This window comes from Aeromicrobium sp. JP4 (assembly GCF_054957925.1).
In genome coordinates this window covers 1,415,930-1,430,952 of record NZ_CM143290.1, presented here as the reverse complement: position 1 = coordinate 1,430,952, position 15,023 = coordinate 1,415,930, and the positions used below count along the sequence as shown (strand labels likewise).

Sequence of the window (15,023 nt, the reverse complement as noted above, 5' to 3'; positions counted from 1 at the left end):
CATGATGTGACAGACGCGGTGTCACATCAGGCCGTTCCGGGGTATCGTCCTCTTCATGCCTGATGTCGCCCAGATCACAGTCGCGCCCGCGCGCATCGCCGAGCTCACCGCCCTGATCCGGGCCACGGGCACGGAGACCCGCACGACCGTCTCGCCGCTGGACGGCGCCGACGTCGCCACCGTCCCGGTCTCCACCGACCAGGACGTGCTCGACGCCTTCGCGGCGGCCCGCGTGGCCCAGCTCGACTGGGCCCGCACGCCGCTGCGCCGCCGCAAGAAGGCCCTGCTGCGCCTCCACGACCTCGTGCTGAAGCACCAGGGCGAGCTGCTCGACCTGATCCAGCTGGAGTCGGGCAAGGCCCGCTCCCACGCGTTCGACGAGGTGCTGCACACGGCCCTGACCGGCCGCTACTACGGGCGCAGGCTGTCGCGGATCCTCGGCCCGCACCGGCGCAACGGGGTCTACCCGGTCATCACGGGCGTCCGCGAGCACCACCAGCCGAAGGGCGTCGTCGGGCTGATCACGCCATGGAACTACCCGCTCTCGATGGCGCTCGTCGACGGCCTCGCCGCGGTCGCTGCGGGCAACGCGGTGGTGCACAAGCCCGACAGCCAGTCGCCCCTCACGGCCCTGGCGATCATCGAGCTCATGCACCGCGCCGGCTTCCCCAAGGACCTCTGGCAGGTCGTCAGCGGAGCCGGCTCCGTCATCGGCTCGGTGATCATCGACCACGCCGACTACATCTGCTTCACGGGCTCCACGGCCACCGGCAAGCGCATCGCCGCGCAGTGCTCGCAGCGGCTCATCGGCTGCTCGCTCGAGCTGGGCGGCAAGAACCCGATGATCGTCCTGCCCGGCGCCGACGTCGAGAAGGCCGTCGAGGGCACGGTGACCGCGGCGTTCAGCTCGGCGGGTCAGCTGTGCGTCTCCATCGAGCGCGTCTACGTGCACGACTCGATCTACGACCGCTACCGCGACGGGCTGGCCGAGCGCCTCTCCCACCTGGCCTACGGCGCGAACGCCGACTGGGAGGTCGAGATGGGCACCCTCGTCTCGCCGTCGCAGCTGGCCACCACCCAGAAGCACGTCGCCGACGCGCTCGACCACGGGGCGACCCTCGTCTCGGGCGGTCACGCCCGCCCCGACATCGCGCCGTGGTTCCACGAGCCCACCGTGCTGGAGGACGTGCCCGAGTCGGCGCTGTGCTTCGCCGAGGAGACGTTCGGCCCGCTCGTCTCACTCCACCGGTACCGCAGCATCGGCGAGGCCGTGCAAGCGGCGAACGACACCCCCTACGGACTGAACGCCAGCGTCTGGGGTCCGGCGCGCCGGGCCCGCAAGGTCGCCACCCGGATCAAGGCCGGCACCGTCAACGTCAACGAGGGCTTCGCCGCCACCTTCGGCAGCATCGGCGCGCCGATGGGCGGCATGAAGGAGTCGGGCACCGGCCGCCGCCAGGGCGCCGAGGGCCTGCTGCGCTTCACCGAGACCCAGTCGATCGGCGTCCAGCGGGTGATCCCCGTGGGGGGCCCGTCGTTCTTGTCCAAGCGCACCTTCGGTGCCCTCCTGACCATGGGCCTCATCGGCCTGCGTCGCTTCACCCGCCGGGCCTGAGAGGAAGACGAGCATGAGTGAGTTCGACTACGACGTCATCATCGTGGGATCGGGGTTCGGCGGCAGCGTCTCGGCGCTGCGGCTGACCGAGAAGGGCTACAAGGTCCTCGTCGTGGAGGCGGGGCGCCGCTTCGCCGACCACGAGTTCGCGAAGAACTCCTGGCACCTGCGCGAGTACCTGTGGGCGCCGAGGCTGGGGTGCTACGGCATCCAGCGGATCAACCTGCTGCGCAACTCCCTCGTGCTGGCCGGCGCGGGCGTCGGCGGCGGGTCGCTGGTCTACGCCAACACCCTCTACGAGCCGCTCGACCCGTTCTACGAGGATCCGGCGTGGAGCCACATCACCGACTGGAAGAGCGAGCTGGCGCCGTACTACGACCAGGCGAAGCGCATGCTCGGCGTCAACCCGGTCACGCAGATGAGCCCGGCCGACACGGTCGTGAAGAACACGGCGGAGCGCCTCGGCTACGGCGACAGCTTCCACTTCGCGCCCGTCGGCGTGCTGTTCGGTGACGACGAGGGACGCGACGTCGGCGACCCCTACTTCGGCGGCGTCGGTCCCGCCCGCCGCACCTGCATCAACTGCGGTGAGTGCATGTCGGGCTGCCGCCACAACGCGAAGAACACCCTGGTGAAGAACTACCTCTACCTGGCCGAGCAGGCCGGCGCCGAGGTCCGCGACCTCACCACCGTGGTCGACGTCCGCCCGGCGGGTGGCGGCTACGAGGTGCACACGCGCTCGACCCGGAAGTGGCGCGGCAAGCAGCCGGTCATCCGCGCCGAGCAGGTCGTCTTCGCCGCCGCCTCGCTGGGCACCCAGCGGCTGCTGCACCAGCTGCGCGACTCGGGCAGCCTGCCGAACATCTCCGACCGGCTCGGACTGCTCACCCGCACCAACTCCGAGGCCCTCATGGGGTCGGTGGCGATGCACCGCGACGTCGACTACACCCGCGGTGTCGCGATCACGTCCTCCATCCACCCGAACGACACGACCCACATCGAGCCCGTCCGCTACGGCAAGGGCTCCAACGTGATGATGTTCGTGCAGATGGTGCTGTCCACGGACGGCAGCGGGAACGGCAAGCCGAGCGTGTTCACGGTGCTCAAGAACATCGTCAAGATCGCGCCGCGGCTGCCCAAGCTCTACGACGCGTTCCACTGGTCCGAGCGCACCGTGATCGCCCTGGTGATGCAGGCGCGCGACAACTCGATCACCACCTACACGAAGCGCCGGCTCTTCGGTGGCCGCAAGATGACCACGAAGCAGGGGTCGGGCGAGCCGAACCCCACCTACATCCCCGAGGCGCACCGCGCGGTGTCGGAGATGGCCGACTACATGGACGGCGTGGCCGGCGGCATCGTCACCGAGCCGATCGGCATCCCGATGACGGCGCACTTCCTGGGCGGCTGCGCGATCGGCGACTCGCCCGAGACCGGCGTGATCGACCCGTACCAGCGCCTCTACGGCCACGAGGGACTCCACGTCATCGACGGCTCGGCGATCAGCGCGAACCTCGGCGTGAACCCCTCGCTCACGATCACCGCGCAGGCCGAGCGGGCGGTGGCGCTGTGGCCCAACCGCGGCGAGCGCGACGAGCGGCCCCCGCTCGGCCGCGCCTACCGCCGTCTCGAGCCGGTGATGCCGAAGAACCCGGTCGTCCCCGAGTCCGCGCCGGCCGCCTACCGCCTGCCGATCGTCCAGGTGTCCTGAGGCGCGCCGACGCTACGGCTCTCGGTCCCGCTCGGGACGGAACGTGCCCGAGGGTGTGAGCACGAGGTCCACGGGCCGGTCGTGCGGCTCGCTGGGCACGTGCGGCAGCAGCTCGTCCTCGAACACGACGGCGCAGGTGACACCGGTGAAGTCCGCCAGCGCGCGGTCGTAGTACCCCGCGCCCCGGCCGAGCCGGTTCCCGGCGTGGTCCACGGCCAGTCCCGGCACCAGGGCCACGTCGCACGTGGCGAGGGCCTCGGGGCCCAGCGTGGGGCCCGTGGGCGCGGGCACGCCCAGCGCGCCGGCGACCACCGCGCCCGGCTCGTACGCCGCCCAGTCCAGCGACCGGTCGGGCCGGCTCACGGGCACCAGCACCTCGACGCCCCGTCCCACCAGCATCTCGAGCAACGGGGCGGTGCCGGGCTCGCTCGGCAGCGACAGGTAGGCCGCGACGCGCCGCGCCCGCACCAGCGCGGGGAGCGCGGCGGCATGCAGGGCGATCGCCTCGGCCGCGAGGACCCGATCCCCGGCCGGCCTGGCCCGTCGACGTGAGGCGACCGCTTCGCGGAGGTTGGACTTCTCACCCGTCACGGAAGTCGACATGGCGCTAGCCTAGGGCCGATGAATGCACTGGCAGCCGCACAGAAGAAGATGCGCTCGGACGGACTGCCCGAGCAGGCCATCGACGTCTTCACGGCGTTCTACCACCAGCTCCACGAGGGCGCGTCCGGCCTGATCCCGGAGTCCGAGGTCGAGCCGCTGAAGGACGTCGCGAGCATCGAGTCGCTCGACTTCGACGCCGAGACCCTGCGTCGCGCCGCCGCCGAGACCGTGGTCATCAAGCTCAACGGCGGGCTCGGCACCACGATGGGGATGACGCAGGCGAAGTCCCTGCTGCCGATCAAGCACCGCCTCAGCTTCCTGGACCTCATCGTTGACCAGGTCTGGCACGTGCGCTCCACCCTGGGCGTCGACCTGCCGCTGCTGTTCATGAACAGCTTCCGCACCCGTGACGACACGCTCGCGACGCTGGCGCGATACCCGGAGCTCCGGGTCGGCGACCTGCCGCTGGACTTCCTGCAGAACCGCGAGCCGCGCCTGGACGCCGAGACGCTCGAGCCCGTCGACTGGCCCGACGACCCGTCGCTCGAGTGGTGCCCGCCCGGACACGCCGACCTCTACACGGCGCTCGACGCCTCGGGCGTCCTGGACCAGCTGATCGAGGCCGGCTACCGCTACGCCTCGATCTCCAACGCCGACAACCTCGGCGCCGTGCCCGACCCCGCGATGATGGCCTGGTTCGCCCAGACCGGGGCGCCGTACGCCGCCGAGGTGTGCCGCCGCACCCCTGCCGACGTGAAGGGTGGCCACCTCGTCGTGCGCCGCTCGGACGGCCGGCTCATCCTGCGCGAGACCGCCCAGATCGCCCAGGACGACCGCGACGCCGCGGCCGACCTGTCGGTCCACCGGTACTTCCACACGAACAACCTGTGGTTCGACCTGCCGGCCCTGCGCGCCGAGCTCGACCGGGCGAACGGTGTGCTCGACCTGCCGCTGATCCGGAACCAGAAGAACGTCGACCCCACCGACCCCGACAGCCCGCAGGTCATCCAGATCGAGTCCGCGATGGGCGCGGCCATCTCGGTGTTCGAGGGCGCCACGGCGATCGAGGTCGACCGGGCCCGGTTCCTGCCGGTGAAGACCACCGACGACCTGATGCTGCTGCGGTCCGACGTCTACGACGTGGGACCCGACTACCAGATGCGGGCGCGCGTGGACGAGGTTCCGTCGGTCTCCCTCGACAAGCGCTACTTCGGCGCGATCAACGAGTTCGACAAGCGGGTGCCGTTCTCGGTGGGCCTGCTGTACGCCTCGTCCCTCACCGTGCGCGGCGACTGGAGCTTCGGCGAGGGCGTGGTCGTGCGCGGCGACGTGGTCCTCGAGGACGAGGGCCGACCGCGCCACGTGGCCTCCGGAACGGTGCTGTCCGGGATCTGAGGCGGAACGGCCGTTAGGCTGGCACGCATGTCGTCAGGTCAGCTGCCTCCGCGGACGCGTCCCGTCAGCGTCGCCCCCGGGCGCCTGACGGTCGAGGACCATCTCGAGACGATCCTGCGGGGCGTCGGACCGCTCGCGGCCTACGACCAGCCCGTCGTGGAGTCCCTCGGCCTGACCCTGCACGAGGACGTCATCAGCAACGAGGACCTGCCGCGCTTCTCCTCCGCCGCGGTCGACGGCTACGCGGTCAACGCCACCGACGTCGTGGGTGCCCGACCCGGTGACCCCGTCGAGCTTCCCGTCGTCGCCGAGATCGTCCCCGGCCTCGGCAAGCCCTTCGCCATCAGCGGCGGCTCGTGCGTGCGGATCATGGCCGGCGCGCCGCTCCCGCGCGGTGCCGACGCCGTGGTGGCGGCCGACTCCACCGACGGTGGCCGCACCCGCGTCGCCATCAGCCGCGCCGTCCTGGCCGGCTCGGGCGTGCGACACGCGGCCGGTGACCTGTCCCGCGGCGGCATCGCGCTGCCCGAGGGCGCGGTCCTCGGTCCCCGCGAGATCGGCCTGCTGGCGGCCATCGGACGCGACCGCGTGCGCGCCCGGCCCCGCCCGCGCGTGGTGGTCATGTCCACGGGCCGCGAGCTGCGCGAGCCCGGGGCCCACCTCGACGCCGACTCGGTCCACGACGCCAACTCCTCGATGCTCGCGGCCGCCGTGCGCGACCTCGGCGCGATCGCCTACCGCGTGGGCGTCGTCGACGACGACCCGGCGCACTTCAAGCGCGTCCTGTCCGACCAGCTGGTGCGCGCCGACCTGGTGATCACCACCGGCGGCATCACCGGCGACGAGCGCGCGCTGGTGAAGCGCACGCTCTCCGAGATCGGCGAGGTCACCTTCTCCGACATCGCGATCAGCCCGGGGCGCACTCACGGCTTCGGTCGCGTCTTCGACGAGCAGACCCCGGTCATCACGCTGCCGGGGGATCCCGTCTCGGCCTACGTCGGCTTCGAGGTCTTCGTCGTGCCGGCGATCCGTCGCATGCTCGGCCGCACGCCCTACCGACGTCCGCAGGTGCACGCGGTGCTCGCCGAGGACCTCACCTCCGACACCGGCGTCCGCGAGTACCGGCCCGCGTTCTTCGAGGTCACGCACCGCGGGGCGAAGGTCACGCCGTTGCCGCACACCGGGCCCCACCTCGTGGGCGCCCTCGCCAAGGCCAATGCCCTGATCGTGGTCGGTGAGGACGAGAGCGCGCTGCACCTCGGCGACACCGTCCGCACCCTCGTGCTGGACCGCAACTTCTGATGGCGCGCGGCTGGCCGGCGACCCTCTCGGACGGCTTGATCGGGGTGCGACCCCTCACGCGTCGCGACGCCTCCACCTGGGCACGGCTGCGTGCGGAGAACCTCGAGTGGCTGTCGCCGTGGGAGGCCACGCTGCCGCGCGGCGAGGGCACCGCCCCCGACTCGTACGGTGCCACGATCGCGGCGCTGCGGCGCAAGGCCCGCGAAGGCCTCGCGATGCCGTTCGCCGCCACGTGGGCCGGCGACATGGTCGGGCAGGTCACCGTCACGGGGATCACACGTGGCTCGGCCCTGTGGGCGAGCATCGGCTACTGGGTGGCCCGCAGCCATGCCGGCAAGGGCGTCACGCCCACCGCGGTGGCGCTCGTGTGCGACCACCTGTTCACCAAGGCGGGCCTGCACCGGATCGAGATCTCCATCCGTCCGGAGAACGCGGCGAGCCTGCGGGTCGTGGAGAAACTGGGCTTCACCGAGTTCGGTCTGGCGCCGCGCTACCTGCACATCGCGGGGGACTGGCGCGACCATCGCGTCTTCCAGCTGCTCAAGGAGGACGTGCCCCACGGGGTGCTCGAGCGGCTGCGCCAGGAGCGTCCCCCGGCCTGAGCCGGACGGGGCCGGCGTGAACTCTGGTGCGACACACCCGGCTCGCTCCCACGGATCGAGCGCTGCACGACCTACGGTTTCAAGCGTGGGTTCCAGCGGATTGATCGTCGCGTTCGTCGTCGCACTGTGGGCGGCGTACTTCGTGCCGCTCGTCCTGCGTCGCTACGACGAGGCGAGCAAGAACTCCTCGTTGGACCAGGACGGTCCGACCCGCCGCGTCGTCGAGCCCCGCCGGGTCTCCGTCGCCGCCGAGGAGCGCCCCGTGGACGCCCTCGCCGTGCAGAAGAGCCCCGTGGTGAAGAGCCCCGCGGCTCCGCAGCGGGCTGAGGCCGCCCCCACCCCTTCGGCTTCCCCTCGTGTCGACCGGACTTCTCCGGCGGTCGACACGCAGCGTCCGCGCGTCACGCGCGACGCCGCCCGGATCGCGGCCCGACGCCGTCGCAACGTGTTGCTGACGCTCGTGGCCGTCCTGGCGGCGCTCTCCGGCCTGGCCGTCGGCCGGGTCGTGCCGGTCTGGACCCCGGCCGTCGGCGTCGGCCTGATCGTCGGCTGGCTGATCCTGTGCCGGGTCATGGTGCGCCAGGAGCGTGGCATCGCCCGCCGCTCCTCGCAGGGCCGTGTCCTGCGCGGGCTGCGCGCCGTGCCCGCCGCCACGGGCCGGGTCTTCGGCTGGGCCGCCGGCCGGGTGGGCGACCGCAGCTCCACCGCCGTGGGTGGCTCTGCGGCCGACGAGGAGATGACCGTCGTCGTCTCCGACCAGGTCGAGGACCTCGACCCCGACCGTCGCAACGTCATGGAGATGGACGCGCCCCTGGGTGCCGACGCCCTCGACGAGCAGCTGCAGATCGCCGTGCCCAGCGTCTCGGCCAACAGCGGCGAGCCGCTGTGGGACCCGCTGCCGATCACGGTGCCCACCTACGTCAGCAAGCCGCGCGCGGGCCGCACCGTCCGCACCATCGAGTTCGGCCAGCCGGGCGCGTGGACCTCGGGTCACGTCGAGGGCGAGCAGACCGAGCTGCCGGGCGTGGACGAGGGCGACGCCGGCACCGACCAGCACGCCGTCGGGCACTGACCCGACTCACCGACCCTCGGGAGCGACCGCCTCGGCGGTCTTGCTATCCTGAATCACGACCTTGGGGCATTGGCGCAGTTGGTAGCGCGCTTCGTTCGCATCGAAGAGGTCAGGAGTTCGAATCTCCTATGCTCCACGTCTGATCGACGCCCCCGGACCAGTTCCGGGGGCGTCGTCGTCTGTCCGGGGCCGTGCGAGGCGTGGCCGTTGCTACATCGCGTGGTTCTTTGGCACCACCTTGGGACGAAAGTCCTCCCAGCAGTCACATGCGCCCCTAGGCTCACGCGCATGATCCCCCCGAAGAATCAGACCCGAGTCCTGTCCGGACTCCTCACCGGCGCCCTCGCCGCCGGTGCTCTCGCGTTCGCCGCGCCCGCCGCGACGGCAGCCCCCGAGCCGGCGGAGCCCGGCGCCAAGATCGCCCTGCTCAACGACCCGAGCTTCGTCGACACGACCGACCTCGAGAACGTGAGCACGCAGCCGGACCACGAGGCCGCCAACATGATCGTGGGCCTGCGTGCCGACGGCCACACGGTGACGCCGTTCACCGGCACGAGCGCCGAGGCCGTCACCACGGCACTCGAGGGCCAGGACACGCTCGTGGTGCCCGAGCTCGAGCGCGGCGAATGGGTGCCCGCCCTGGAGCCGGCCGCGAAGTCCGCCATCGTGTCGTGGGTCAACTCTGGTGGCTCCATCGTCGTCGCCCTGGACCGCCTGGGAACCCTCAACGGACTGTTCGGGTACGAGGTCGAGGCCACCAGTGACGACCAGTGGCTCAACGTGGCACCCGCGGACAGCCCGTTCCACGGTGGCCCGGCGACGCTGCCGAGCAACAACGGCTCGCTGTCGTACCAGATCTCCACGCTGCCCGCGGGCGCCGTGAGCCAGTACGCCGACGCTGACAACGACAATGCCGGCGTGTACACGACGCGTGAGGGCAAGGGCACCACGGTGTCGCTGGCCTGGGACTGGTTCCTCGCGAGCCCCGCGCATGCCGAGGGCCAGGACGGCGGCTGGCGCGCCGTCCTCGACACGGCGGTGCGCACCGGCATCAAGGCCCCGGTGGTCGTCCCCGAGCCTGACCCCGTCCCCGTCCCCGTCCCGGCCGCGCCGAGCAACGCGTTCACGCTGCCCAAGGCCTCGGCCTACTCCCGTGCCGCCGCGGTGAAGCTGAAGATCCAGCTGCCCGGCGCCGGCCGGTTGACCGTCGGCCCGTCCCGGAAGGGCGCGCTGAAGACCGTCTCGAAGCGGGTCGGCACCTCCGGCAAGGCCGCGGTGTGGGTCAAGCCGTCGCGCGCGACGATCAACAGGCTCAAGAAGGAGCTGAAGAAGAAGGGCGCCGCCTCGACGAAGATCCGTGTCAAGGCCACGTACACGCCGACGGGCGGCAAGCCCCGCACCGTCACGAAGGTCTACGTCTTCAGGATGAAGCGGTAGTCCCTTCGACTCACGCGCGGTGGATCGTGGCTCCGGCCACGGTCCACCGCGCTGTCGTTCCCGGGAGCGTAGGCTCGGCGCGCACCCGTGCCGTCACCACCGAGAGGACTCCCGTGCGCGCTGACGACGCCACCGCGCGGCCGCTGTTCCTGCAGCCCGCCGTGCTCGCCCTCGTCCTGGCCGGCGGCGCGATCGGCACGGCCGCGCGTGCCCTGCTCACCGACGCCCTCCCCGTGGCCCACGGGGACTGGCCGTGGGCGACCTTCGGGGTGAACGTGGCCGGCTCGTTCCTGCTCGGGCTGCTCGTGGCGCTGCTCGCGGTGCGTGGTGGTCGTTCGGGCTCGTGGCGGTTCGTTCGGCCCGCGTTGGGCGCCGGGGTGCTCGGCGGCTTCACGACCTACAGCACGTTCGCGGTCGAGGTGGACCGGCTGCTGGGCGGCGGCTCGGTGGGGCTGGGGCTTGCGTACGCCTCGGTGAGCGTCGTCGCGGGAGTCCTCGCGGCGGCGCTCGGAGTGCTTGCGGGCGGCGGCGTCCCGGCGCAGCGGTCCGGGGAGGCCGGCCGATGATCGCGCTGGTCGCCCTCGCCGGAGGGCTCGGCGCCGCGCTCCGCTTCATCGTCGACGGCGTGGTCGCCCGGTGGGTCCGCGGATCGGTCCCGCTGGGCACGTTCGCCGTGAACGTCACCGGGTCCTTCGTGCTCGGTCTCGTGGTGGCATCGACGACGGCCGGCTCCGACGTGCGCGCCGTCGTCGGCACGGGCCTGCTCGGCGGCTACACCACCTTCTCGGCCGCCAGCGTCGAAACCGTGCTGCTGGCCCGCGCCGGCAGGACCCGCGCGCTCACCGCCGCCGCGCTCCACGCCGCCGCGATGCTCGCCTTCAGCCTCGCCGCGGCCGCGCTGGGGCTCTGGGCCGGGTGACAGTCGACAGCCTCAGAGGACCAGCTCGGCCATCATCCGCAGGGTGTCGGCGTCGCCGCCGACCATGAGGGTCGTGACGACGGACTCGTTCCAGGCGGCGAGGTCGTCGCGGATCTTCTCCTTCGGGCCGATCAGGGCGATCTTCTCGACGAGGTCGAGCGGGACCGCCGCGGTGGCCTCGTCCTTGCGGCCCTCGAGATAGAGGTCCTGGATCTTCGCGCAGACCTCCTCGTAGCCTAGGCGCGCGACGGCGTCGAAGTGGAAGTTCGCGCCCTTCGCGCCCATGCCGCCCACGTAGAGGGCGATGAACGGGCGGATCCAGTCGGCCGCGGCCTCGAGGTCGTCCGAGACGATCACCTGCACGGGGCAGGCGATCTCGAACTGGTCGCGGGGGAGGCGCTCGGGCGCGCGCCGGGCGAAGCCCTCCTCCAGCGCGGTGTGCGCGAAGTCGGCGTCCCAGGGCGAGTAGAAGAACGGGAGCCAGCCGTCGGCGATCTCGGCCGACAGGGCGATGTTCTTCGGGCCCTCAGCGGCGAGCAGCAGCGGGATCTGGTCGCGGACCGGGTGCAGGGTCGAGCGCAGCGCCTTGCCCAGGCCCGTCGACTTCATCCCGTACTTGTCGACGTAGGGGATCTGGATCTGCGCGCCGTCGTGCTCGACCCGCTCGCGGGCGATGGTCTGGCGCAGCACCTCGAAGTACTCACGGGTGCGGGCGAGCGGACGCGGGTACGGCTGGCCGTACCAGCCCTCGACGACCTGGGGACCGGAGACGCCCAGGCCCAGCAGCACGCGGCCGCCCGAGAGGTGGTCGAGGGTCATCGCGGCCATGGCCGTGGCGGTGGGCGTGCGGGCCGACATCTGGACGATGCCGGTGCCCAGCTTGATGCGTGAGGTGGAGGCACCGAGCCACGCGAGCGGGGTCAGCGCGTCCGAGCCGTACGCCTCCGCGGTCCACACCGAGTCGTAGCCGAGCTCCTCGGCCAGGGCCAGCTGTTCGGCCTGGCCCGGCGGCTGTCCCTTGCCCCAGTAGCCGAGGCTGAGTCCGAGCTTCATGTGCACCTCCGTGGTCCGGGCGGCCCTCGCCCGTGTCGAGGCTCACGCTGCCACATCGAGGGGCGTCCCGTCCCGGGGCCCGGTCAGACGAACGATGATGCGTTCGGGTACGGGAGCGGGGCAGAATGCATCATCGTTCGTCGCGCCGTGCCCGCCACCGCCGGAACGCCAGCGCGACGGCGGCCACGAGCCCGAGCGGCAGCAGCCACGGCACGGCCACGCCGACGGCGGTGACGAGCGCGTCGACCGTGTCGACCAGCGCGTTCCAGCCGCGGGTGAGCCCACCGACGAAGCCGTCGCCGGGATCGACCGACCGCGCGGCGTCCCGCGCCACGACCGACACGTCGATCGTGGCCAGTGAGGTCTCGTCGCGCAGGGCACGGCGCTGCGCCTGCAGCGACTCCAGCTCGCCCTGGCGCTGGGTCAGCTGCGCCTCCGCGTCGAGGAGGTCGCGGGTGGAGGAGGAGTCCGCGATGATCGCCCGCAGGCGCCGGATGGAGGTCTCCAGCGACTCGATCCGCGCGTCCACGTCGGCGATCACGGTGGCCTGATCGGAGCGCTCGAGGAAGACCCCGGAGAGGTCGCCGAGCTCGTCGAGCTCGCGGCGCAGCGGCTCCACGTCGCGGGCCGGGACCCGCACGACGAGACTCGCGCTCGAGCGTTCGAGGCTCTCGGAGTCGATCCGCCCGCCCGTGCCGCCGACGAAGTCGCGGATCGAGGCGACCGCGTCGTCCACCGCATCGACCTCGACCGACATCGACCCGCGGGTGACGACCGTCGTCACGAACGGCGCCTCCGCGTCGTCGGCCTCGGCCCCGCCCTCGGCGGCTCCGGCGTCCTCACGGGCGGCCGGTGCCTCGACGTCGCTCGCCTCGCCGCTGCTCATCGAGTCCGAGCCACCGGTGGTGCCCACGAGCCCTCCGCTCAGCCCGATCCCCACGCCGCCCACGACGAACACGGCAGCCGCGGCCGCGCCGGCCAGAACGCCGCGCACCCGCCGGCGCTGGCGTCGCGACTGCGCCTCGTGCTCGGTGACGGCGTCCATGACGCCCGCCCTCATCCGCTCGATCCGCTCCGGCTCCAGCACCGGCAGTTCCGTCCCGGTCATCACGCACGCTCCTCACGCAGGTCGCCGCGCAGGCGGGTCCGCAGCCGCGACACGCGGTTGCGGACGGCGCCGTGGGTCACGCCCAGCTCGGCGGCCGCCTGCTCGTAGGTCAGGTCGCCGTCGACGCACAGCTCGAAGAGCCGGCGGTCGACGGCCGAGAGGCGGGCCACGGCCGCCTCGATGGCCGCCGCGACGGCGGCCTCCTCCACGTGGCCGGCCGGGTCGGCGCCCGCGTCGGCCGGCTCGTGCTCCAGCGCCACGGCGCGCAGCCGCGCCCGCTTCCGGCCGGCGTTGAGCGCCGTGTAGCGGGCCGTGACCATGAGCCACGGCAGGATCGAGCGGTCGACGATCGTGATGTCGTCGATCCGCCGCCACGCCGTGACGAAGGTGTCCTGGCAGACGTCCTCGGCCTCGTCGGCGTCACCGACCACGCGGTGCGCCTGCCAGTAGACGGCTCCGACGTGCCGGTCGAACAGGGCCCCGAACGCCCACGTGTCGCCGCGCTGGGCGCGGGCCAGCAGCGCGGCGTCGCTCACCGGCGCGTCGGTCGACGCGGGCTCGGCCGGTCCGGCCATGGTCTCGATCCTTGCCTCCACGACCTCACATGTCGCGGATGCGGTGATCGTCTCAGATCCAGCGGTCCCACCACATGCGTTCGCGCCACTGGTCGTACGTGATGATCCGGTTCGCCAGGATCGGGTAGAAGTACCAGAACGCGACGACGACGACGCCGAGGTAGGCACCCACGGCCGGCCACCACAGCCGGTCGGGGACGCGGCGCCGGATGGCGTTGAGCACGAGGCACAGCGCGATGATCATGAACGGCACGATCGCGACGGCGTAGAAGGTGAAGATGGGGCGGCCCGACGTGATCCACCACGGGGCCCACGTCGCGAGCACGCCCACGAGGGGCAGGCTCCAGCGCCACGTCGGGTTGCGGATCCAGGCCACCAGTGCGGTGACGAGGCCGAGCGTGCCGACCCACCAGAGAGCGGGGTTGCCGAGCGTCAGCACCTGGCGGACGCACTTGGAGTCGGCCGCCGCTCCACAGACGTCGGCGGCGATGTCGAAGTTCGACGAGACGTTCGTGGGCCGCCACTGGATGAGCCAGCCGAACGCGTTGGACTGGTAGGGGTGGGTCTTGGTGGCGAGGTAGTCCCCCGTGTGGAAGTCCAGGGTCATCACGTGGAACGCCCACAGCGAGCGGAACGCGTCGATCACGCCGCCCAGCGGGCCACGCGTGGGATCGGAGACGCTGCCCCACACGGGCTCCTCGCCGTAGCCGTGGCCGAACCGGGCCTCGAAGACGTCGTGGTGCAGCAGCCAGCCGGTCCAGGTCAGCAGGTAGACGACGAGGGCCACGCCGACGAGCCAGCCGAACGCCGGCAGCCCGACGCGCAGGACGCGGGTGGCGGCCTCCTGCCAGGTGGTCACCCGGCCGCGGGCCCAGACCTCCCAGATCACGACGGTGACGCCGAACGCCGCCAGGACGGTCAGGCCGCTCCACTTGGTGGCCACGGCCATGCCGAAGCAGGCGCCGGCGGCCAGCTGCCACGGCCGCCACGCGTAGTAGCGCCGGTCGACGGCCAGCCGCTCGCCGAGCCAGTCGCGGTCGACCGCGAGGCAGGCGACGGCACACAGGATCCAGAACGCCAGGAAGATGTCGAGCAGGGCGATCCGCGACATCGTGAAGTGCAGCCCGTCGAGCGCCAGCAGCAGCCCGGCGATGCACCCGAGCGCGAGCGACCCCGTGAGGCGCAGCACGAGCCGGGCCAGCACGAGCACCATGAGCGAGCCGACGACGACCGCCGCGAACCGCCAGCCCAGGGGCGTCAGGCCGTAGATCTTCTCGCCGATCGCGATCAGCCATTTGCCGCCGTCGGGGTGGACGATCCACGTCGGGTCCTGCGTGAAGACGTCGGTCTCGCCGTTGATGATGCGGCCGTTGGCGTCGTCCGTGGCGTCCCGTGCGTAGCCGCCGTGGATCAGCCCCCAGGCGTCCTTGGCGTAGTAGGTCTCGTCGAAGGTGAGCGAGTTGGGGCTGCCGACCTTCCAGATCCGCAGCGCGAACGCCACGAGGGCGATGGCGATCGGTCCGATCCATTCCCACGCGCGCAGGCTGATCCTGTCCAGCAGAGTCACTCGCACACCCTAGCCAGACGCGGCGCTCCGTGGGAGAGGCTGGCGAACTCCGAGTTACATTCTT

At 72.0% G+C, this 15,023-nt stretch carries 14 protein-coding genes and 1 tRNA gene; 10 read left to right on the top strand and 5 right to left on the bottom strand.

The features are described from left to right. The first annotated feature begins 55 nt into the window (after positions 1 to 55). The gene (locus ACY1JX_RS07055) at positions 56 to 1,615 is read left to right on the top strand and encodes a succinic semialdehyde dehydrogenase (protein WP_462565689.1); all 1,560 of its coding nucleotides are present in this window, start codon (positions 56 to 58) and stop codon (positions 1,613 to 1,615) included. A 13-nt stretch (positions 1,616 to 1,628) separates the two neighbouring features. Further along, positions 1,629 to 3,326 carry an FAD-dependent oxidoreductase gene (locus ACY1JX_RS07050; RefSeq protein WP_462565688.1) on the top strand — a complete coding sequence of 566 codons (1,698 nt, stop codon included), beginning with the start codon at positions 1,629 to 1,631 and terminating at the stop codon, positions 3,324 to 3,326. 12 nt (positions 3,327 to 3,338) lie between these two features. Here ACY1JX_RS07050 and ACY1JX_RS07045 read toward each other — a convergent pair whose 3' ends face one another. Further along, positions 3,339 to 3,929: a 5-formyltetrahydrofolate cyclo-ligase gene (locus ACY1JX_RS07045; RefSeq protein WP_462565687.1), complete on the bottom strand. Its 591-nt coding sequence runs from the start codon at positions 3,927 to 3,929 to the stop codon at positions 3,339 to 3,341. Between the two features lie 18 nt (positions 3,930 to 3,947). Here ACY1JX_RS07045 and ACY1JX_RS07040 point away from each other — a divergent pair, with 18 nt between their 5' ends. The 8 genes from ACY1JX_RS07040 to ACY1JX_RS07005 all read left to right on the top strand — a co-directional run bounded on the left by ACY1JX_RS07040 (position 3,948) and on the right by ACY1JX_RS07005 (position 10,656). Beyond that, the gene (locus ACY1JX_RS07040) at positions 3,948 to 5,324 is read left to right on the top strand and encodes a UTP--glucose-1-phosphate uridylyltransferase (protein ID WP_462565686.1); all 1,377 of its coding nucleotides are present in this window, start codon (positions 3,948 to 3,950) and stop codon (positions 5,322 to 5,324) included. A gap of 27 nt (positions 5,325 to 5,351) precedes the next feature. Next, positions 5,352 to 6,626 carry a molybdotransferase-like divisome protein Glp gene (glp, locus tag ACY1JX_RS07035; RefSeq protein WP_181754659.1) on the top strand — a complete coding sequence of 425 codons (1,275 nt, stop codon included), beginning with the start codon at positions 5,352 to 5,354 and terminating at the stop codon, positions 6,624 to 6,626. After that, the gene (locus ACY1JX_RS07030) at positions 6,626 to 7,228 is read left to right on the top strand and encodes a GNAT family N-acetyltransferase (protein WP_181754661.1); all 603 of its coding nucleotides are present in this window, start codon (positions 6,626 to 6,628) and stop codon (positions 7,226 to 7,228) included. Before glp ends, ACY1JX_RS07030 begins: the two co-directional genes overlap by 1 nt. An 85-nt stretch (positions 7,229 to 7,313) precedes the next feature. Next, positions 7,314 to 8,300 carry a divisome protein SepX/GlpR gene (gene sepX / locus ACY1JX_RS07025; RefSeq protein WP_462565685.1) on the top strand — a complete coding sequence of 329 codons (987 nt, stop codon included), beginning with the start codon at positions 7,314 to 7,316 and terminating at the stop codon, positions 8,298 to 8,300. A gap of 63 nt (positions 8,301 to 8,363) precedes the next feature. Further along, a tRNA-Ala gene (locus ACY1JX_RS07020) sits at positions 8,364 to 8,436 on the top strand. Positions 8,437 to 8,588: 152 nt separating this feature from the next. Next, complete coding sequence (locus ACY1JX_RS07015) at positions 8,589 to 9,737, top strand: hypothetical protein (protein ID WP_462565684.1); 1,149 nt, start codon at positions 8,589 to 8,591, stop codon at positions 9,735 to 9,737. A gap of 113 nt (positions 9,738 to 9,850) precedes the next feature. Further along, positions 9,851 to 10,303, top strand: a complete 453-nt coding sequence (locus ACY1JX_RS07010) for a fluoride efflux transporter FluC (protein WP_286929274.1) — start codon at positions 9,851 to 9,853, stop codon at positions 10,301 to 10,303. Beyond that, entirely contained in the window at positions 10,300 to 10,656 is a 357-nt protein-coding gene (locus ACY1JX_RS07005; protein ID WP_462565683.1) for a fluoride efflux transporter FluC, read from the top strand. The genes ACY1JX_RS07010 and ACY1JX_RS07005 overlap by 4 nt, the downstream gene beginning before the upstream one ends. Before the next feature lie 12 nt (positions 10,657 to 10,668). Here ACY1JX_RS07005 and ACY1JX_RS07000 read toward each other — a convergent pair whose 3' ends face one another. The 4 genes from ACY1JX_RS07000 to ACY1JX_RS06985 all read right to left on the bottom strand — a co-directional run bounded on the left by ACY1JX_RS07000 (position 10,669) and on the right by ACY1JX_RS06985 (position 14,959). Next, positions 10,669 to 11,709, bottom strand: coding sequence for an LLM class F420-dependent oxidoreductase (locus tag ACY1JX_RS07000; RefSeq protein WP_462565682.1), 1,041 nt, complete (start codon positions 11,707 to 11,709; stop codon positions 10,669 to 10,671). A 130-nt stretch (positions 11,710 to 11,839) separates the two neighbouring features. Beyond that, on the bottom strand, positions 11,840 to 12,817 hold the full coding sequence (locus ACY1JX_RS06995) for a DUF4349 domain-containing protein (RefSeq protein WP_462565681.1): 978 nt from the start codon (positions 12,815 to 12,817) through the stop codon (positions 11,840 to 11,842). After that, the gene (locus ACY1JX_RS06990; RefSeq protein WP_462565680.1) at positions 12,817 to 13,392 is read right to left on the bottom strand and encodes an RNA polymerase sigma factor; all 576 of its coding nucleotides are present in this window, start codon (positions 13,390 to 13,392) and stop codon (positions 12,817 to 12,819) included. Before ACY1JX_RS06990 ends, ACY1JX_RS06995 begins: the two co-directional genes overlap by 1 nt. A 52-nt stretch (positions 13,393 to 13,444) precedes the next feature. Then, a complete protein-coding gene (locus ACY1JX_RS06985; protein ID WP_286929281.1) occupies positions 13,445 to 14,959 on the bottom strand; it encodes a dolichyl-phosphate-mannose--protein mannosyltransferase in 1,515 nt (504 codons plus the stop codon). Between the last annotated feature and the right edge of the window lie 64 nt (positions 14,960 to 15,023).